Genomic DNA, 19,336 nt, shown 5'->3' with positions numbered 1-19,336 from the left:
TTTGGAGGACGAACGACATGAGCGACCTCGTCGAGCCGATTGCGATCATCGGGATGGCCGGCCGTTTCCCCGGGGCGGCCGACACCCGGCAGCTGTGGGAGATCCTCGTGGCCGGCGAGGAGGCGGTGCGTTTCCCCGCCGAGGACGAGCTCCGGTCGAGGGGCGTGTCACCGGAGGCGCTGGCCGACCCGGCCTACGTGCGGGCGGTGGCGGAGCCGGAGGGCATCGACCTGTTCGACGCCGGCTTCTTCGGCCTGAACCGGCGCGAGGCCGACGTGTGCGATCCGCAGCTGCGGCTCTACCTGGAGACCGCGCACGCCGCCGTGGAGAACGCCGGCTATGACGCGACGCGGCTGGGCCGGGCGGGCGTGTTCTCGTCGGTCGCCGCGAACCGCTACGGGATCGGCCGCCTGATCGGGAACCTGGAGGCGCTCAGGAGTGCCACCGGCATGGGCGCCGGCATGTGGAACAACCCGGACAGCGCGTCGACGCTGGTGTCGTACAAGCTGAACCTGAACGGCCCGAGCCTGACCGTGCAGACCGCGTGTTCGAGCTCGCTGGTGGCGGTGCACCTCGCCGTGAACGCGCTGCGGCTGCGCGAGTGTGACGTCGCCCTGGCCGGGGGCGCGGACGTCGAGTTCCCCGTCGGGCACGGCTACTGGTGGGCCCAGGACGGCCCGCTCAGCCGCGACGGCCACTGCCGCCCCTTCGACGCGGCGGCCACCGGCACGATCTTCGGCAGCGGGGCCGGCGTCGTGGTGCTCAAGCGGCTCACCGACGCCCTGGCCGACGGCGACCGGATCTCCGCGGTGATCCGCGCGGTGGCGGTCAACAACGACGGCGCGCACAAGGTCGGCTTCACCGCGCCCAGCGCCGACCGGCAGGCGGAGGTCGTGACGCGGGCCATGGAGCTGGCCGGCGTGGGGCCCGAGGACATCGGGTACGTGGAGGCGCACGCCACCGCGACCCGCCTGGGTGACGCCATCGAGATCGCGGGGCTGCGGATGGCGTTCGGCGCGCGGGCGGCGTCGCGGGGCGAGCGGTGTCCCATCGGCTCGATCAAGGGGAACGTGGGCCATCTGGGGCACGCGGCGGGGATCACGTCGCTGATCAAGACCGCGCTGTCGCTGAGCCACGAACACATCCCCGCGACCGCCAACCTCGGCGAGGTGAACCCGCTGCTCGACCTCGGCAGCTCGCCGTTCGTCGTCAACGACGCGCTGCGGCCCTGGCCCCGGCCGGACGGGGGGCGGCGGCTGGCGGGGGTCAGCTCGTTCGGGATCGGCGGCACGAACGCGCACGCGATCCTCGAAGAGGCACCGGCTCGGGCGCCCGTCCCCGTCCGGACGGGCGAAAACGGCGCGCGCCCTGAGCTGATCCGCTTACCCTCGCCCCTTCCTCGGCCAACCCGTCCGCAACCGGCTTGCCCGGAGCCGGCGGAGCTGATCGTGTGGTCGGCGCGGACGCCGTCCGCGGCCGCGGCCTGGCCTGAGCGGCTCGCCCGATCCTTCGCGGGCAGCTCGGAGCCGCTCGCCGACGTCGCGTTCACGCTGCGAGAGGGGCGCACGCCGCATCCGGTACGGGGTGCGGTGGTGGTGGAGAGCCTGGCCGACGCGGCGGCCGCCGTGCTCGACGAGGGGCGGCGCATCGTCACCCCGCCGGAGCGGACGGACCGCAGCACCGTGTGCCTCTTCCCGGGCGAGAAGGCGTGGCATGCCGACATGGCGGCGGAGCTTCGCCGTACGGAACCGGTGTTCAGAGCGGCCCTGGACGAGTGCGTCGAGCTCTTCGACGCACTCGGCCTGCCGCTGCGGTCGCTCTGGGAGGGGACGCGGGAAGCCGTGCCGGACCAGCCGGTCGTGGCTGTCGCGCAGGCTGCGGTCTTCAGCGTCGAGTACGCGCTGGGACAGCTCTGGCGGGCGCTGGGCATCGAGCCCGACGTGCTGCTCGGCGTGGGCGTCGGGGAGTTCGCCGCCGCCACGCTCGCCGGGGTGTTCACCCTCCAGGAGTCGGTACGGCTGATCAGCGCCCGGGCGATGGGCGGGCCGTCCTCGGACAGTGCCGTCAAACGCTTCCGCGCCGCCTTCGACGGCATCCGGCCACGGCGTCCCCGAGCCGGGCTCTATTCCGCGGCCGGCGGGGGCCTGGTCGAGCCGGCCGCCGCGGGCAGCGCGGACTTCTGGATGCGGTCGCTCGACGGGCCCGTCCTGTCCGAGCGGGCGCTCGACGCCGTGCTGTCCGGTGGTGACCGGGTGCTGGTCGAGATGGGCCCAGGGCGGTCGCTCTCCACCCTGGCCCGTGCGCATCCCCAGGTGCGGGCAGGGCGGCATCTGGTGGTGCCGGTCCTGCCGGCCGGACCGTCGAAGGGCGCTACGGAACGGGCCTCGTTCCTGTACGCGCTGGGCCGGATGTGGACTCTCGGTGCGGAGGTGAACTGGGCGCCTCTGTCCGCGTCGGGTGGTCGTGAACGTGTGCCTCTGCCCGGTTACCCGTACCAGCGGGAACGGCACTGGATCGACCCGGACGACGCAAAGGGCCCGGCCGACCGCGCGCCCGCGCACAAGGCGAACGGTGCACCTGCACACAAGCCGGACGGTGAACCCGCGCACGACCCAGGCGACGAACCCGCCCACGACCCGAGCGGCGGGGCGTTGCGGCTGCCCACATGGGTGGAGGCCGCTCCGGCCGGACGCCACGGGCCCGGTGCCGGGAACGGGTCGCGCCCGCTGGTGTTCCTGCCCGACGACCCACGCCGCGCGGCCGAATTGTCCGCCCTGCTCGACCGAGCCGGATGGAACGCGACGCGGGTCCGGCACAGCCCCACGTACACGGGCCCAGCGACCGACTCCACGGCCCACTCCGGGGACGAGTCCACTGCCAGGCCGGAACACCTGGAGGACCAGTTCACGATCCGTCCCGGGCACCCGGAGGACATCGTCCGGCTGCTGGATGAGCTGAGAGAGTCGCAGCGCTACCCGGAGCTCGTCGTCGACGCCACCCAAATCGGCGACCTGCCGGAACCCGACCTGACCAGCATCGACGACCAGCTCGACGCCGGTTTCCACCGAATCGTGGACCTGCTGCGGGAGGCGGCACGCCGCGCACCCGACAAGCGCGGCCGCGATGTCCTGATCATCACCGAGCTGTCCGCTGACGTGACGGGCGGCGAGCGCGTGCACCCGGTCCGGGCCATGCTGCTCGGCCTCCTGCGCAGCTACATGCTGGAGAACCCCCGTTCCCGCTGCAAGCTCATCGACGTCCAGAACGACGTGGGCGGCAACCGGCTGCTCACCGAGCTGCGCAACCTCGACCACTCGGAGATCGTCGCCCTACGCGGAGACCGGCGCTGGGTCCCCGGCGAACGACCACTCACCTTCGACGACACGCTCCCGGACGACCCGGCGTGGGAAACCACAGCCCTCCTTGGCATGCCCCCCGACCACACCGCTCTGGCCGACTCGGCTCCTGACCACGCGATCCCGCACGGCGCGGCCCCCAACAGCACAACACCTCATGGCGATGACGCAGCCGGTGCGAGCTCCAGCGACGCGGGGTTCAGTGATGCGGGGCCTGTCGGGCTGCGGCGCGAAGGCGTCTATGTGATCACTGGTGGGCTCGGCGGGCTCGGCCTGGCCGTGGCGCGGGGCCTGGCGGAGACCGGGTTACGGCCGCGCCTGCTACTACTGGGCCGCCGTACGGACGGACACGGGGACGAGCTGGCCGAGATCAGGGCGCTCGGGGCCGAGTGCCGGGTCGAGGCGTGCGACGTAACCGACGTGGAGGCGCTGCGCCGCGTGATCGGCCAGGCGTCGGAAGCCTTCGGCGGCGTCAACGGGGTGTTCCATCTGGCGGGGGTTGCAGGAGACGGCATGCTCCTCTTCCGGACGCGGGAGCAGCTGTCAGCGACCCTCGCGCCGAAGGTGCACGGCACTCTGGCACTGATCGAGGTGCTGCGGAATCGGCCCGGCCTCGACTTCTTCGTGGCCTTCTCCAGCCGGGCCGCACTCAGGGGCCTGGTCGGCAGCGCCGACTACGCCGCCGCGAACGCGTTCCTCGACGCGGTGGTACGCCGGCAACCGCTGGCAGGCTGCGCCTCGGTGACCATCAACTGGCCGTCGTGGACCGAGGTCGGCATGGCCGCCCGCCAGGAGCTGCAGTCACACGCCGGGCGTCCGGGCCCGCGCACGGGACCAGGAACAAAGCCGGGACCGAAAGCGGGCCCAGGGACGGGAACGGCGGTGGGACCGGAAGCGGAACCGGGACCAGCGACGAAGACGAGACCGGAACCGGGGGCGGGGACGGAGCCACCGTCGGAGCCGACTGTGCGTCGGTGGTCGGTCCCGTTGTCGGCCGATAACTATCCGATCCTCGATGAACACCGCATGGACGGCATCCCGGTGCTGCCAGGCACAGCCCAGGTCGACTTCGTCCTGCGTGCCTTCCGCGAGGCGGTCGACCCCGTCAACAGCCGCCCCGCACGAGTGCGCCACATGGTCTTCCGGCAGCCCATCACCACCCCGGAGCCCGTCTCACTGGAGATCGCCTTCGAACCGCACGAGGACCTCTGGCGCTTCACCGTACGCACCGCGCCGCTGTCATCGCCCCCCGGCTCGCCCGGCGACCACCGCGTACACACGACAGGCGAGATCGGCCTGGTGGACGCCACCGCAGGCACGGTGGACCTGGACGGGCTGCGCGCGACGCTGACCAACCGGCGCACGCCCGTGAACGACCCGGCCAACCGCCTGTTCACCATCGGCCCACGCTGGCCGGGCGAGGAGATCTGGACGTCAGGGAAGGACCCGGGCACAAAGCTGGCCGTGCTCACCTTCCCCGACACCTTCAGTTACGAGCTCGGCGAGCACGCGCTGCATCCCACACTGCTGGACGCGGCGGTGTCCCTGGCACGCGATCCCGACCTGGAGCCACCGCACGCCCCGTTCGCGTACCAGTCGATCGTGGTGCACCAGCCGATCCCGGGCCGCGCGTACAGCCACATCCGCCGGCGACCGAGCGGTGCCGACACGATCGTGGCGGACATCGACGTGCTGACGGCGAACGGCGAGGTGGCCGTCGAGGTCAGGGGCTTCACCATGCGCCGAGTCGACGAGTCCATGGTCGCCCCCGACACCCACCGCGACGAGCGAGCCTCCGCCACCGGGCAGGAGCTCTCGCCAGGGGACGCGATCACGCCCACCACCGGAATCCGCCTACTGCTCCAACTCCTGGCCCGGCCCGAGCACCGGCAGGTGGCGATCACCGTCCCGGGACACGACGCCGTCATGAAGAACGCGACCGCACCCGTACAAGACGAGCCCGGCGCCGGCGCACCCCGCAAGCAGCCGGACCCGGCCGGTACGCGCCCCGCCACCACCCCCGAACGGCCCTCGGACGAGACGCCACAGCACCAGGCACAAGAGCAGGTGCCGATCGAGGACCGGCTGGCGGAGATGTGGTGTGCCGAGTTCGGGCTGGATTCGGTCGGCCCGGACGAGAACTTCTTCGACCTGGGCGGCGACTCCTTCGCCGCCGTCGGCCTGGTCGAGGAGATCCGCCGGGCCTTCACCGTGGACGTGGGCATCGCCGTGATCTTCGACCACCCGACGGTGGCCGAGCTGGCCGCCGAACTACGCCGGCTGAGCGAGTGAGAGGAGACCTACAAGAAACGACGTCACCAGCGCACGAGAGGTTCATCCAGAAAATGTGCTGAGCCATTCTCGAAGCGTCTCGGAAGGCAGCTCTTCAACCATCTGATGGCCCCCTGCGACCATATGGACGGAGAGCCGTTTCGTCGTGTAAAAATGCCACTCGTCGAGGTTTTCCGAGCTCCACGAACTGGCGTCGTCCTTGGCACCCACCGCGACGATCGGCGCGTTCAGCGTGGGCCGCGGATCCGATTCCAGATAACGATTGAGCAGCCGATATTCCGAGCGCCAGAGGCGAGCGTATTCGGCCAGCGCCGCCGTGTCCGCGATGTGCGCCGGCGCGTCGAGTTCCGCCGCCAGCGCCCGGTCCGGCAGTTCCGCCAGCGGCGAGACGGGCGTGCGGTGCGGCGGATACTGGCACATGACGACGACGCCCCGCACCCGCCCGTCCAGCCGCGCGGCCGCCTCCAGGCAGACCAGCGCGCCCATGCTGTGGCCGACGAGCACGACGTCAGCGGCGCCTGAGCGGTCGACGAGGGACGCGAGCGCCGCACCGCGCGAGTCGACGGGGGGCACGTTCATGGGCTCGCTCCAGACGGCCCGGCGGACGACGGGTTCCCGGCCGGGCTCGTTCCAGCGGTCCACGAATTTCGTCCGGCCGCCGAGCCCGGGGACGAAGACGACGCCACCATCATCGTCGAGCGGCGGGCTGACCACGTAATTAGCAGATTCCTGAGCGGCCACGTCAATTCTCTCCTCTGCGCACCCGTTGACAAAGCAAGGAAAACAACGTAGAGACCATTGGCCGCGGCCCTGATCCCGATTGCGGAACGGTCTCCGCATACCGCGGCGCTTACCGCTGATTTTTCTTCCCAGAATACTGGATCATTTATATGCACCTATGGCAAAGTGTGGCAGGTGACCACGCTGCTTGCCGCCGCCGTGATCATCCTGCTCGCCTCTACGGTGCACGCGGTGACCGGATTCGGATACGCCCTCGTCGCCACTCCACTTCTCGCCCTCACCGTCGACCCGCACACGGCGGTGGTCGCCACCACTATGTCCGCCCTGGCCATGACCATCACCATCGGCGTACGCCAGCGCCACCACGCCGAATGGAAGGTGGCCATGATCGCCATGGCCGGCATCCTGCTCGGCATGCCCCTGGGCCTCTGGGTCTACGGGGCCACGTCCGAGCGGGTCCTCACCGCGCTCATCGGCATCGGTGTCCTGGGCTGCACCCTGATGGTGTGGCGCCGGGTGAAAGTGCCGGGCAACGTCCCCGTGCTGGTGGGAGTGGGCCTCCTGTCCGGCGCGCTGTCCACCTCCACCGGCACCAACGGACCGCCGATGGTCGCCGCCTTCCAGGGCATGGGCTACGACCCGCACAAGTTCCGCGCCACCCTCGCCGCCGTGTTCGCCGGCACCAGCGTCTTCAGCCTGATCGGCTTCGCCGTGGCCGGCCAGGTGAACTCCCAGTCACTCTGGATCGGGCTGGTGGGGGTGCCGGTGGTGCAACTCGGCTACTTCATCGGCGACGCGGTGTTCAGCCGCATCGACCCCGACCGCTTCCGCCGGGTCGTGCTGCTGGCCCTGATCGTCAGCGCGGGAATGACCCTGTTCAGCGCGCTCAACAGCTGACGCCGGCGGTCACCACCCCGGACGTCACGGCGAGACCACCGTGCCGCGCGCCGCGCGGGGCTCCGGCACGGTGGTCGTCGCCCGGCCACCGGTCACGCCGAACCGGCCCCGGCCCGCTACGTGCGGGCGGCGGACTCGTTGACGACGGGTGCCGTACACCACGGCCGGGCCGGAAGCTGGCCGGTCGCGCCGAGCTCACCGAGCCACTGCAGTCCTTGTGCCGTTGCCCGTTCGAGGTAGATCCGCAGCAGGGTGACGCAGGTTCGGGCATCGCTTTCTGCTTGGTGCGCTGGGCCGTTGCCGAGTCCTTCGGCGGCAGCGCAGTCGGCGAGGCGGTGGGAGGGCAGGGTCGGCCCGAAGCGGCGCGCCAGGTTCAAAGTGCACAGGGTCAGGAGGTCGTCGGGAGCGTATCCGGCTCGGGCGAATTCGGTGCTGAGGACTTCGCTGTCGAAGCGGACGTTGTGAGCGACGACGATCGCGCCGTCGAGCATGGCCGCCACGTCCCCGGCGATCTGCGGGAAATAAGGCGCCGCCGCCAGCCCGGCTTCGGTGAGGCCGTGGATGTGGGTGGGACCCGGGCGGCCTCCCGGGTTGACCAGGGTGGAGTAGGTGCGGTCTTCGCTGCCGTCGGGGTGCAGGCGGATGATCGCGATTTCGGCGATGCGGGCCTCACGGGTGTCGAGGCCGGTGGTCTCGATGTCGACGACGGCGTACGGCAGCGACCCGATGCGGTGGCGGCGTGGCGGTGCGGCAGCCTTGGGTGTGTCCAGGTTGACCGCTCGGGTGTGGTCGCTGGTGGTGGCGAGAGCGCTGATGGACTGCTGGGTCTCCGTGACGTCGAGGCGGCGCGCGTAGGAAAGGGTGAGCAGTTCTTCGCCGATGACGTCGTCGTACTTGTCGACGCGCTTGTCGGGGATCAGCGCGGCCAGGGCAAGGGCGTCGGGAACGCCCTCCGCGGCCAGATCGGCCAAGAGGGCGGCGGCGGACTGCGGGGAGGTGTCGCTGATCAGCAGCGCGACTCCGTAGCGGACGATGTCGACGCCGTAGGCGTGCAGGGCCAGGCCGAGGGTGGTCATGATGGCGTCGCCGCGGAAGGGGAACAGCAGGGTGTCGTCGCCGTAGCCGACGAGCGGGGTGTCGTGCAGGCCGAGCCGGCGGTAGGCGGCGCGGCCTTCGGTGAGCAGGCGCTGGGCGGTGGCGTCCAGGTAGGCCGGGACGGTGGTGTCCTCGTACAGGAGGCGCATGGTGGTGCGGATGTGGTCGTGGACGAGCGGGCCGGCGCTGGTGAAGCGGGGCGGCCGGCCGCCGGAGGCGCGGGTGACCTCGATGAGCTTGGCGTGGGTGTCGATGGTGAGGATGCGCCAGCGGCGGCCGGCGAAGATGATCAGGCTGCCTTCCGGGAGCGGTTGTTCGAAGGGCAGGCTGCCGAGTGTGCGGCCCTCGGTGACGATGCGGTATTCGGTGGGGGCGGCGAAGGCGGCGTAGAAGGTGTGATGGTTGATCAGCCGCTCCCCCGTCTCGGCGGGCAGCAGGAGTCCGTCGTTCTCCTGGCGGATGAGGTCGGCGGCGGCGAGGTCGCGCAGCAGCGTGGCGAAGGTGGGGCTGTCGACGGCGTGGAAGGGGCCCTGCGCGCAGAGGGTGCGGTAGGCGTCGGCGGGGGTGATGCCGCCGTGCTGGGCGATGAGGGACAAGGTCTGCTGGGTGAGGGTGGACAGGTGCAGGGCTTCGGTGGCCGGGGGCTCGTACCAGCGTCGCAGGAGCAGGTCGATGGTGGCGATGGACTGCACGAGCTGGGCGCGCAGTTCGTCGGCCGGGTGGATGGTCGGGGTGGCTTCGGGTTCGCTGACGTACAGGCGAAGGATGGCCGGTCCGCCGCGGCGGCCGGAGCGGCCGAGGCGTTGCCGCAGGGCGGCGACGCTGGGTGGGGCGCCGATCTGCGCGACGGAGGTGACGGAGCCGATGTCGATGCCCATCTCCAGGGTGGAGGTGCAGACGGCCGTGGCCGGGCGGGTGCGGTCCTTGAGGCGGGCTTCGGCGTGCTCGCGGATGTCCTTGGACAGGTTTCCGTGGTGCGGGACGAACTCCTCCGGTACGCGGGCGTTCTCGCAGCGGCTGTTGAGCAGGTCGGTGTAGTCCTCGACGGCGGCGCGGGAGCCCGCGAAGACGAGGTTGTGGGAGCCGCGCAGCGTGGTGAACAGGTGGTCGGCGATGGCGAGCCGGTCGCCGGTGGCGACGTCGTCGGCACCGACCTCCTCGCCGAGCGCTTCGTGGGCGGAGCGGTCGCGAGGGTCGAGCGTGGGCGCCGTCTCGACGTAGCCGCGGATCTGCAGGCGGAGCTCCTGGGCGTCGCTGCTGGAGACGATCACGGTGACGTCGTCGCCGGCCCGCGGCCGCAGGAAGCCGGCGGCTTTGCCCATGTCGCCGAGGGTCGCCGACAGGCCGACGCGGGGAATGCGGCGGCGGGCCGCCAGGTCGAGGCGGTGCATGAGGGACTGCAGCTGGGCGCCGCGTTCGGTGCCGATGAAGGAGTGCAACTCGTCGATGACGAGGTAGCGGACGGAGGCCATGAAGTCGCGGACCTTCCAGCCACGCAGGACGAACATGGCCTCCAGCGACTCCGGGGTGATCAGCAGGATGCCCCGGGGACGGTCGAGCAGCTTGCTCTTGGATGAGGCGGCGACGTCGCCGTGCCAGCGGGAGACCGTGATGCCGAGGTGGTCGCAGAGCTGGTCGAGGCGGCCGTACTGGTCATTGATGAGGGCCTTGAGCGGGCTGATGTAGACGGCGGCGAACCCCGCGGTGTCCGGCTGCTCGGTCAGGACCGAACAGATGGGCAGGAACGCGGCTTCGGTCTTGCCGGAGGCGGTGGCGGCGGCGATGAGCACGTCCCGGTCGCCGGCCAGGATCGGCGCGACGGCGGCTTCCTGCGCCTCACGGAGTTCGCGCCAGTTCTGCTGCCAGATCCACTGCTGGACCTTGGGGTGCAGGCGGTCGAAGGCGTCAGAGGCGGAAGGAGGCGAGGTCGTCATCGCCGGGCCCTCCGTCGGTGTCCTCGTCGAGCGGTGCGAGGTCGGGGTTGGTGTCCGGCACCGGCTCCACCGAGGGCAGGATCTGCCGCCAGTCCACGCCCGGGTTCTGCTCCAGTACGGCCAGCAGGTCGCAGAACGCCTTGATGGTGGTGCGGGGCGTGCGGAAGTAGGCCTCGCCGATGCGGTTGGCGCAGTGGTACATGAACGCGGCCAGCGCGTCGTTGGCCAGCAGGTATCGGGAGGGGTCGCCGCCGGCCTGGACGTGGCGCAGCTTGGTCAGCAGGACGTACAGGTCCTCCTGGGTGAGCGCGGCCAGGCGCAGCACCGGGCCGGAGTAGTCGACCAGGCCGGCGGCGGCGAAGGAGTTCTCGGCCAGCCGTGACTGCAGGGCCGGGTAGCTGAACAGGCCGCGCCGGCTGTCGGCGAGGAACTCCGGAGTGCCGCCGAAGACGAACCCGAGGTGCGCGGCGGTGCCCTGCAGGGTGTCGTTGAGGATGCGCAGGATCTGTTCGTAGTTGGAGTTGCGGGCCTGGGTGGAGGCCAGCTTGTAGAGGTTGACCATCTCGTCCAGGCACACCAGCAGCCCGTCGTAGCCGGCCAGCCGGACGAAACGGCTCATCAGCTTCAGGTGGTCGTGCACGGTGGCGTCGTCGATGATCGTGCGCACGCCGAGTGCCGAGCGGGCCTCGGTCTTGGTCGCGTACTCGGCGCGCAGCCAGCGCACCGCCGCCGACTTGAGCTGCTCGTCGCCGCTGTCGTGGCCGCGCCAGTAGGCGCCGACGACCTCGGCGAAGTCATAGCCGCCGGTCATCTCGCTCAAGTGGGCCAGCCTGGCCCGGATGACCTGCGACGGGTCGGCGCCGGCCTGCTGTGCCTCGGCCAGGGCGGTGGAGACGAACCGTTCCACCACACTGCTCAGCGCTCCCCCATCCGGTTTGGCGCGGGTGGCGAGGTTGCGCATCAGCTCGGCGTACAGGCTGCGGGCCTGGCCGCCGCTGGAGTGCAGGCGCCGGTCCGGGTTGAGGTCGGCATGCGCCGTGACCAGTTTCTTCTCCATCGCGATGGAACGCACCAGGTGCAGGAAGAACGTCTTGCCCGCGCCGAACTCGCCGATCACGAACCGCACCGCCGAACCGCCGTCGGAGATCCGGTCGATGTCGGTCACCAGCGCCTTCACCTCGGGTTCGCGGCCCACTTGGATGTGGCGCTGCCCGATGCGCGGCACGACGCCGGCCCGCAGGGACTGCAGCAGGGCGTCACGCTCTCGGGGGCGGATCGCGGTCGATGTCACGTCAGCATCTCTCCCAGCAGGTTGCGGTCGACCCGGATCGGGTCGTCTCCATCCAGCAGTGGTTCGCCCGTCAGCTCGTAGGCGGCCTCGTTGATGCGGTCCAGCGCGCCGTCCGGCAGGAGTTTCCAGCGCGCCGCCAGGTGCTCGAACTGCGCCCGCGAAATCTGCTCTGCCGAGGTCAGTTCGCGTACCAGCCCGGAGTGCTGCCCGTCCAGACCGGCCACGGGTGCGGCGGCGGGTAGCGGTGCGGCGGCCGGCGGGGGCTCGTCCTCGGTGAAGATCGAGCCCAGCAGCGCGCCGACGCGCGCGGTCTCGGCCAGTTTGGCCGCGATCGCCGCCTCGTCCAGCCGGACGAGCGGGCGGGCGGCCTGCTCGGTCTGCTCGGTCTGCTCGGCTTGCTGGGGGATGGCGTAGCCGCGTTCCGGGTGTGCTGGGCGGACGACGACCGGTTCCGTCGCCGGGGCGGGCTTGGTGGAGGCCGGCAGGAGAGCGGGATCGAGCTCCAGAAGGCGGTAGATCTTGGTGAGGGTCTTCACCTCGTCCGGCGAGATCCTGCCGTCGGCCCCGGCCACCGCGGTGAGGAACTCCGCCACGTACTGGCGCTGGGACGCGTCGATGCCCGCGACGCGCCGGGTCAGGCCGGTGAGCTTGACCGGGGTGACGGTCAGCCAGCGCAGGTGCGCGTGCAGGCGACGCCGCTCGTCCGCGGTCAGGTGCAGCGCCCGTTCCAGATGGTCGCTCAGGTGACGCTGCTCGGCCTCGTCGAAGTCGCCGTCGGCGGCGCTGACCGCCGCCGCCAGGTGCAGCAGCAACGTCGCCGCCTGGTAGGCGTCCGAGGCCGCCGCCGTCGGGCCGTCCGGCGCCGCGAACAACACCATGGATCCGGAGGTGAGCACCGCGCCGCCCAGGCGCGGGTCGGGCTCGATGCCGACCCCCGCCCGGCCCAGCACCTGCGCGAGAGCGACGACGTCCTTCTTGGCCGGCTTCGCCACCTGAGGGGAGGAGATGAAGGCGGAGAACTCTCCTACCGGTACGACGGCGAACTCCTGCGTGTCCAGCCGGTGGCGCGCCCACGCGATCGCCTGCCCGGCGCTGCCGCCGGACAGGTTCACCAGCTCGGCCGGCAGCAGCGCCTGTGCCTGGACCGAACGCTGCCCATCTGGCACCCGGCCGAGGTAACGGCTGTAGGCCTCGAGGTCGGAGGTGCACTCGTCGGCCAGTGCGACCAGTTTGCGGGTCGGGGCGGCGTACCCGAGAACGTCGGGCACACCGGGCAAGCTGAGCTCCGCCACTCCGCGAAATCCGGCACTGGCGGGCCGGTAGTCCAGCGTGACCTCCTTGCGGCCCGGCCGCACGACCAGCCCCTCTCCGTAGCGGGCGGTGTAACGCCGCGAGAAGAGCGCGTCGAACTCGGTGGCGCAGCGGGTGGCAGGGGTACGCGGGCAGTACTCCGGATGCGAGCGGATCCAGGTCAACGCCCAGTCGGCAGGCACGGGCACACCTTGCGCCGAGAACGTTCCAAGACCGGCGCGCAACCGTAGCGGGGGCGGATAGTCGCGTGTGGGCGCCGGCGCCTTCGCGGAGGGCTCGGCCGTGAACATGTCCAGCACCTGCTCGAACTGTCCCACATAGCGCTTGAATGCCCGGTGACCCCCGTAGATGGACAGGAGACGCCGGACTTCCTGGTGGATGATCGGCAGCTCGTACGCCGCGCTGGAACGGTCCCGCTGGAGGTCGTGAAGCACCCGCCGTTCCAGCCCGTAGAAGTAGAGGAACACATAGCCGATCGGCGCCTGCGGAAAGCGCCGCCCGTCGGCGAGCCAGGCAAGATAGGCGGCTCTCGACCGCGGCGGAATGTCGCTGTACGACGGCCAGTAGTCCAAACCCTGCCCGCCCCAGTCCGGCTGACGCAGGTCCACGGGCAGGGCCGGGTTGATCAGCGCCGGTTCCACCGTGTGGCCCGAAGGTGCGGCCAACCGCGTGCCGACGTAGAGAAGCCCGCCGACGATGTTGTAGCCCGCGATGGTGATTCCCGTGCCCGGACGCAGCCACGGATCCGCAGGAGCGTACGCACGAGCCTGGGCCGGCGGCGGGGCGGGAGCACGCGTCGCGTGACGACCAGGGTGAGCGGCGGAGGGATGCCGCTCGGATCCAGGTCGCGGAGCGGTCCTCACCGGTGGAGGGGGTTCACGCCGGAACCGGTCCAAGAAGCTCACTGATCACCCCTGCTCAGCCCGCTCGGCTCACGTTCAAGACGCCCGAGGCCATCCCCGCATCGGAAGGAACTTCAGTTCCTTCTCTTCCTCATAGCATCAGCAGGATCGCCTGTTACCGATCCACTGCACGGTCGCAGCCCTAATCGGGGTTTCGGTCCGTCCGCTGCACCACGTCCACCGATGTCCGGGCGCCCCCGGCTCAGGAGGAGCTCATCTCCGCCAGGCCCTTCTCCAGTGTCACGTCGGGCGAGTAGCCCAGTTCCGTCCGCGCGGCGGTGATGTCGTAGGAACGGTCGCGGCCGGTGAAGCTCACGAGCCAGTTCGTCAGCGCAGGCGCGGACTTCCGGCGGAGCAGGCGGGCCGTGCGGTCCATCATCGCCGCCATGGGCACCGCCATCGCCAGGGGGACGCTGCGGCTCTTGGACAGGTCCACGCCGCGGGTCGCCAGCAAGGGGGTGAGGAAGTCACGGATGGGCATCGGCGTGCCGTCCGTCACGTTGTAGACCCCGCCGTGGTGGCCTCGGGTGAGTGCGAGGATCGCGGCGGCGGCCAGGTTCTCGACGTGGACGAAGTCGACGATGTGCCTGCCGTGATCGATCCAGGCGAACCGTCCGGCCTCGGCGACCTCGACCATGTCGTTGATCGTGGTCATTCCGCGACCCCAGATGAACGGCGGGCGGAGCACCACCAGCTCGGTGTTCTCGCTGGGGGATTTCAGGAGTGCGCGCTCGGTGGCCAGTTTGACCCGGCTGTAGGCGATGTTCGGCCGGCCTTCCGGGGTCGATTCGTCGACGACAGGGCGACGTTGACTGCCTGTGGAGACGGATGCGGCGCTGATGAGCACGAAGCGGCGCACCCCGGCCGCGACGCTCGCGGCGTGCAGGGCGACCGTCGGCACGTGATTGGCCCGTTCGAAGAGTGAGTCGGGTCCCCAGAACTCCATGTGAGCCGCGACGTGCACGACCGCGTCGGCCTCGCGCAGCTTGGCGAGCCAGCTCGGCGCCGGGGAGTCGGCCTGGTTGAGGTCCATGAGATCGCCGGGAACGGGCTCGGCTCCAGCCGCACGTACGCGCTGAATGCTCGAGCCCGATCGGGCGAGTGCCATGACCTCGTGTCCTTCGGCGATGAGGCGATGGACGAGAACGCCGCCGACGAAGCCGCTGCCGCCGGTGATGAAGATCTTCATGCTTCCGCTCCTGGTGGTTGATCGCGCACACACTCCCGCAAATACATTGGCATCGAATACTTCGATGTCGATGTATTGGCGTCTATGTAACCTCTCGTACGATGGGTGCGTCAAGCAGGAGGTGGGCGATGCCGCACGCGAGGAAGAGCGTGACCGCCGCACAGGTCGCCGACGAGTTCAGTCGGACGGCGAAGGTTCTCGTACGTCACTTCAACGAGCGTCTGGGCGAGCACGGGGTGTCGACGCCGAGGTCTCGCCTGGTGGTGGAGGTGGCGCGTTCGCAGCCTGTTCGTCTCACCGAACTCGCCCTCGCGGTCGGAATCGCCCAAGGGACCGCATCCACCTTGGTCGACGCGCTCGTCCGCGACAGGCTGCTCGAACGCCAGACCAGCGCGGACGACCGCCGGTCCGTGCTCCTTCACGTGACAGAGCAGGGGGCCGCGCTGGCGCAGGAGTGGACGGCCGGTTATGAACGGGCGGCGGACGAGTTGTTCAAGTCGCTCACCGCCGAGCAGATGTCGACCCTGGTCGACATCTTGCGGACTCTGAGCGCCGACGAGGCCCCGACGGCTAACAACAGCTAACGCGGCTGACGGCTGACGAGCGAAGCGATCTGCCCTGGACAAGGCTTTGTCCACATTGTCCAAAGCACTGATCTGGGCAGACAAAAGGGCGGCGTGCCGTGGCACGCCGCCCCATTGGCAGGTAACTCAGCCGCAGGCCGCGGCGGTGGTGCCGCTGCCCCGGTTGACGCGGCCGGTTCCGGCGGCCACGGTGCCCGAGGCCTTGGCGCAGACGCCGCTCGGCGCGTAGACCATGTCGCCCCAGTGGTGACCGCCGTTGCCAGCGCGGTAGGTGAACGACACCCGCTTCGAACTGGTGAAGACCGTGATCGAGCCGGTCGCGTTCTTCGGCACCTGGGCCTCGCCCCAGTTGGTGCCGCAGCGCCGCGAGTAGTACAGCCGGATCGCGCCCAGGCTGTCACCGATCTCGTTCTCGAGTGAGGCCTTCTTGCCCGTGAAGACCTTGCTGTTCGCGCATCCGCTCTTGTACGGGTCCTTCCCGTCGTACGGGTGCGCGCTCGCCGGCCCCGTGCTGAGCAACAGCGTGCTGATCGCCGCCGCGGAGACCGCGAGGGCGGCTACGTGGATCTTCATGTCGAACCGGCTCCTTACCGGAAGGCGAGGGCTCCGGGCCCCCGCGTGGTCAGCAGTCCCTGGTGATGTTCGTGAGATTCTCGGCCAGGCCCTTGTGGAATTTCTTCTTGCCCTTGGTGCCGCCGTTCGTGGCCAGGCATTCCTTCCGCGTTCCAGCTGGCCCCTTGAAATGCAGCTGGGCGTACACGCGGTGGGAGCAGTGATTGTTGAAGTAGATGGTCGTGGACGAATTTCCGTCCGACCACGAGTAATTCGTCTTCTTTCCGCTGGGCTTGATACACCGGACGCTGTCGCGTTCCACCGCCCGAGCGAGGCGTGTCGTGGTGCCCGTCGTGGTGCTCGTGCTCGCCGTCGCGGACGTGGCGGGTGCGCTCAGCAGTGCCACGGCGGCGCCACAGGTCACCAGGGCCGCGGTCAGCTTCCTGTCGGTCATGGTCGCGCCCTTTCGTTCCGGGGAAATGTCCGTGGAAAAGAGAGGGGTTTCCGGCTTTCGTGGTACGGCGCGGCGAATGAAAGGCGCCGGCCGGGTAATTCCCTCCGATGGTCCGCCGATTCGGCGACCGCACGGGTCGCGGTGTGGCGGCCTTGACGATTCCGACTATGCCCCGCCGATCGGGTGGCGGCAACGAACTTACGTCGGAGAATTGTCCAAGCATTGTCCAGGGCGTCGCTTGGACAAAGGCCCCCTCGATCAGCGGGACCCAGCACGAGAGCGGGCAGCCGGCTCAGGCGTGCGCAACCGATGCGCGAGGGCGGGCGGTCAGTTCAGGCGTGCGCGACCGATGCCCAAAAGCGCGCTCGGCTCAGACGCGGACGATCGCGGTGTGGGCGTGGCCGCGGCTGCCGCCGACCTCCACTTTGATCGCGCGCTTGGACCTGCGCACGCTGCGGTCGCCCCGCTCGATCGAGCGCACCGGCCAGGGCAGCGTGATCTTCACCTCGTCGGCGGTCCGCGACGGGTCGGCGACCGCGAGCCGTACCCGTTCGTCGTCGCGGCGGACCAGCAGCGTGCACGGGCCGTCGGCGGCGAGCGGCCCGTCCATGGTCTGGACGGTCCCGGCGCGCCAGAAGACGGCGGCGAGCACGTCGCCGCGGGCGATGACCTGCGCCGTGCCCGAGTTGGCGAGGATCCTGACCCGCAGGCGGTAGCCGGCGGTCTGCGCGGCGGAGGCGCCGGGCAGGACGGCGTAGGCGTAGCGCGCCTTGCGCGGGTCGACGCCGTGGTCGAGGAGGATCGTGGTGTAGTGGCGGGTGACGGGGGTCGTGTCGCCGCCGGTGGTGGCGCCCTTGTCGATGTCCCGCCAGCGTCCCGTGCGCTTCTTGCGGATCACCTGCGGTCCTGGGCCGTCGAGCAGCGCGTACCCGGCCACGCCGGGCAGGTGCACCCAGTCGTCGCCCTTGGTCAGCGGAGGATGGCGGTCGTGGGTGTTGCGGTTCTCCACGATGGTCTCGATCCGGCGGCCGTCGGAGGCGGTGATGCCGGCGCCGAGCGCGATCACCGCGTCGTCCAGCAGGAACCACGCCTTCCTGGCCCGCAGCGAGGAGCCGCCGGCGATCAGCCGCATGGCCGCCACGCCCCACTCGCCGTCGAGCGCCACGCCGCCCGCCCACGGGGTGGGCGGCAGGCGGCGGTGGCCGTGCTGGAGATCGGCGCGCCGGCGGCGGTCGACGGTCGTGCCCGGCAGCCGGTACGGGTCGATCGTCGGCCACAGGTCGTCGTTCCAGTGGGTGAGGTCTCCGGTGTAGAGGTAGGTCATGCCGTCGCCGGTATACCAGCCGTGCAGGTTCTCCCTGTTCATCGCCTCGGCCGCGCCGATCCGCTCCGAGCTCATGGCGATCGCGTACGCCCAGGTGGGACGGCGGTGCACGACCCGGTCCATGTCGGCGAACACGTACGTGCCCGTCGTACGCGGCCCGACCGGCACCGACGGGTCGTTCAGCAGCGCCGCCGCCTTGGCGATGCTGGCCGGGGGCGCCAGCGTGACATAGGGGACGGCCGTGTTACGGGCGAGCCAGCCCTTCACCATCGGCCGCCAGCGCGCGGCGTGACGCTCGGGCGCCGACTCCAGCAGGGTGAGGACGGCCTCGATCGTCTTCTGGCCCGAGTGGTAGTCGCGGTGGCCCTGCACCGAGATCTGCCGGCCGCGCACGCAGTCCATCATCAGCCCGTCGAAGACGAACGGCGCGAAGGAGCGGTCCACGAGGTCGTAGACGGCGCCGACGCCGGTGAGCTCCCAGGGTGAGCGCGCCAGCATCGCGATCAGCTTGGCCACGCTCTCCAGGAAGTCCACGCCGTAACTGCCGGTGTACGGGTACACGCCGTGCTGGATGAACGACCCGTCGCGGTAGAGGCCGTCGCCCGGCCCCCTGGTCGGCCGCAGCAGCGCGGAGACCGCGGCCCTGGCCCGCCTGACCAGGCGTTCGTCATGGGTGAGCAGCCCGCGCATGGCCACCGCCATGGCCTTGCCGGCCCGGTTGGCGCCGGTCTCGACGACGCCGGGGTGGCTGACGCGGCGCTCGGGGTCGGGGCACCAGCGGCGCAGCGGCCGCAGCCAGCGGGCGACGCGGTCGCGGGGCAGGCCGTCGTAGAGCAGGGCGCAGGTGTCGGTGAGCGCGCGGGGCACGCCGATCTCCCACCAGAACCAGTTGCTGCCCCGCCGGTCGAGCCGCTCGTTGTAGGCGTGCTCGTACAGGAAGTCGAGCGCCCTGACCGCGGTCTCGGCGACCTGCCTGTCGCCGTGCATGGAGGTGCCCGGCGTGGCCCAGCCGAGCGCCAGGGTGCGCATGCGGTTGTAGGAACGGTTGAAGTCGCCCGTACGCGGGTCGCCCAGCGGCAGGTCCGGCCAGAGGCTCGGGCGGCGGGGGTCGGGCTTCATCTTGCGCAGCACCGCCTTGGCCGAGCCCTCGACCGCCCGCGTCTTGTCGGCGTAGGCGGGATCGTACGTCGCCCCGGCCAGCAGGCTCACCCACCGCTCGCGCGCGGCATCGAACGCCGCAGCGTCCAGCCCTGTGCCCAGCCCTGCGTCCACTCCCGCCTCCGCCCTCGCCTCGGCCCCCGTGGCCCCCGCCGGCCGGTCCCAGAGGGCGAGACCGGTCACGGCCGTGGCGCCGAGCAGGGCGGAGCGCCGGCTGAGGGGGTGGGTCATGGAGTCCTTCCGGCGGTCGGGGGGA

At 70.7% G+C, this 19,336-nt stretch carries 11 protein-coding genes; 3 read left to right on the top strand and 8 right to left on the bottom strand.

The features are described 5' to 3' along the window. Positions 1 to 17: 17 nt before the first annotated feature. On the top strand, positions 18 to 5,648 hold the full coding sequence (locus AB0C27_RS13800; protein WP_357842691.1) for an SDR family oxidoreductase: 5,631 nt from the start codon (positions 18 to 20) through the stop codon (positions 5,646 to 5,648). Between the two features lie 42 nt (positions 5,649 to 5,690). On the opposite strand, the gene AB0C27_RS13795 is transcribed toward AB0C27_RS13800, so the two are convergent. Beyond that, positions 5,691 to 6,389: an alpha/beta fold hydrolase gene (locus AB0C27_RS13795; RefSeq protein ID WP_357842688.1), complete on the bottom strand. Its 699-nt coding sequence runs from the start codon at positions 6,387 to 6,389 to the stop codon at positions 5,691 to 5,693. Between the two features lie 174 nt (positions 6,390 to 6,563). On the opposite strand from AB0C27_RS13795, the gene AB0C27_RS13790 reads away from it, so the two are divergent. Further along, complete coding sequence (locus tag AB0C27_RS13790) at positions 6,564 to 7,286, top strand: sulfite exporter TauE/SafE family protein (protein ID WP_357842685.1); 723 nt, start codon at positions 6,564 to 6,566, stop codon at positions 7,284 to 7,286. 116 nt (positions 7,287 to 7,402) lie between these two features. Here the strand turns inward: AB0C27_RS13790 and AB0C27_RS13785 are convergent, their stop codons facing one another. From AB0C27_RS13785 to AB0C27_RS13770, 4 genes are all read right to left on the bottom strand, one after another. Beyond that, on the bottom strand, positions 7,403 to 10,315 hold the full coding sequence (locus AB0C27_RS13785) for a DEAD/DEAH box helicase (RefSeq protein ID WP_357842682.1): 2,913 nt from the start codon (positions 10,313 to 10,315) through the stop codon (positions 7,403 to 7,405). Beyond that, positions 10,287 to 11,606, bottom strand: coding sequence for an ATP-binding protein (locus AB0C27_RS13780; protein WP_357842679.1), 1,320 nt, complete (start codon positions 11,604 to 11,606; stop codon positions 10,287 to 10,289). Before AB0C27_RS13780 ends, AB0C27_RS13785 begins: the two co-directional genes overlap by 29 nt. After that, complete coding sequence (locus tag AB0C27_RS13775) at positions 11,603 to 13,780, bottom strand: TerB N-terminal domain-containing protein (protein WP_357842676.1); 2,178 nt, start codon at positions 13,778 to 13,780, stop codon at positions 11,603 to 11,605. Before AB0C27_RS13775 ends, AB0C27_RS13780 begins: the two co-directional genes overlap by 4 nt. Positions 13,781 to 14,021: 241 nt before the next feature. Then, positions 14,022 to 15,008 carry an NAD(P)-dependent oxidoreductase gene (locus AB0C27_RS13770; protein WP_357842673.1) on the bottom strand — a complete coding sequence of 329 codons (987 nt, stop codon included), beginning with the start codon at positions 15,006 to 15,008 and terminating at the stop codon, positions 14,022 to 14,024. A 149-nt stretch (positions 15,009 to 15,157) separates the two neighbouring features. On the opposite strand from AB0C27_RS13770, the gene AB0C27_RS13765 reads away from it, so the two are divergent. Beyond that, positions 15,158 to 15,592, top strand: a complete 435-nt coding sequence (locus tag AB0C27_RS13765; RefSeq protein WP_357842670.1) for a MarR family transcriptional regulator — start codon at positions 15,158 to 15,160, stop codon at positions 15,590 to 15,592. Positions 15,593 to 15,718: 126 nt separating this feature from the next. Here the strand turns inward: AB0C27_RS13765 and AB0C27_RS13760 are convergent, their stop codons facing one another. The 3 genes from AB0C27_RS13760 to AB0C27_RS13750 form a co-directional block, all read right to left on the bottom strand. Beyond that, complete coding sequence (locus tag AB0C27_RS13760; protein ID WP_357842667.1) at positions 15,719 to 16,165, bottom strand: DUF2690 domain-containing protein; 447 nt, start codon at positions 16,163 to 16,165, stop codon at positions 15,719 to 15,721. 49 nt (positions 16,166 to 16,214) lie between these two features. Beyond that, a complete protein-coding gene (locus tag AB0C27_RS13755; RefSeq protein ID WP_357842664.1) occupies positions 16,215 to 16,598 on the bottom strand; it encodes a hypothetical protein in 384 nt (127 codons plus the stop codon). Positions 16,599 to 16,968: 370 nt separating this feature from the next. Beyond that, on the bottom strand, positions 16,969 to 19,311 hold the full coding sequence (locus AB0C27_RS13750; RefSeq protein ID WP_357842661.1) for a polysaccharide lyase 8 family protein: 2,343 nt from the start codon (positions 19,309 to 19,311) through the stop codon (positions 16,969 to 16,971). Between the last annotated feature and the right edge of the window lie 25 nt (positions 19,312 to 19,336).

The organism is Nonomuraea sp. NPDC048882 (assembly GCF_040649755.1).
GTDB lineage: Bacteria > Actinomycetota > Actinomycetes > Streptosporangiales > Streptosporangiaceae > Nonomuraea > Nonomuraea maheshkhaliensis.
This window is presented reverse-complemented; position numbering and strand designations above follow the sequence as displayed.

What these genes read in the sequence shown, in the direction of transcription:
- AB0C27_RS13750 (WP_357842661.1), bottom strand. Translation starts at nt 19,311, where the DNA reads ATGACCCACCCCCTCAGCCGGCGCTCCGCCCTGCTCGGCGCCACGGCC.
- AB0C27_RS13760 (WP_357842667.1), bottom strand. Translation starts at nt 16,165, where the DNA reads ATGAAGATCCACGTAGCCGCCCTCGCGGTCTCCGCGGCGGCGATCAGC.
- AB0C27_RS13770 (WP_357842673.1), bottom strand. Translation starts at nt 15,008, where the DNA reads ATGAAGATCTTCATCACCGGCGGCAGCGGCTTCGTCGGCGGCGTTCTC.
- AB0C27_RS13785 (WP_357842682.1), bottom strand. Translation starts at nt 10,315, where the DNA reads ATGACGACCTCGCCTCCTTCCGCCTCTGACGCCTTCGACCGCCTGCAC.
- AB0C27_RS13800 (WP_357842691.1), top strand. Translation starts at nt 18, where the DNA reads ATGAGCGACCTCGTCGAGCCGATTGCGATCATCGGGATGGCCGGCCGT.
- AB0C27_RS13755 (WP_357842664.1), bottom strand. Translation starts at nt 16,598, where the DNA reads ATGACCGACAGGAAGCTGACCGCGGCCCTGGTGACCTGTGGCGCCGCC.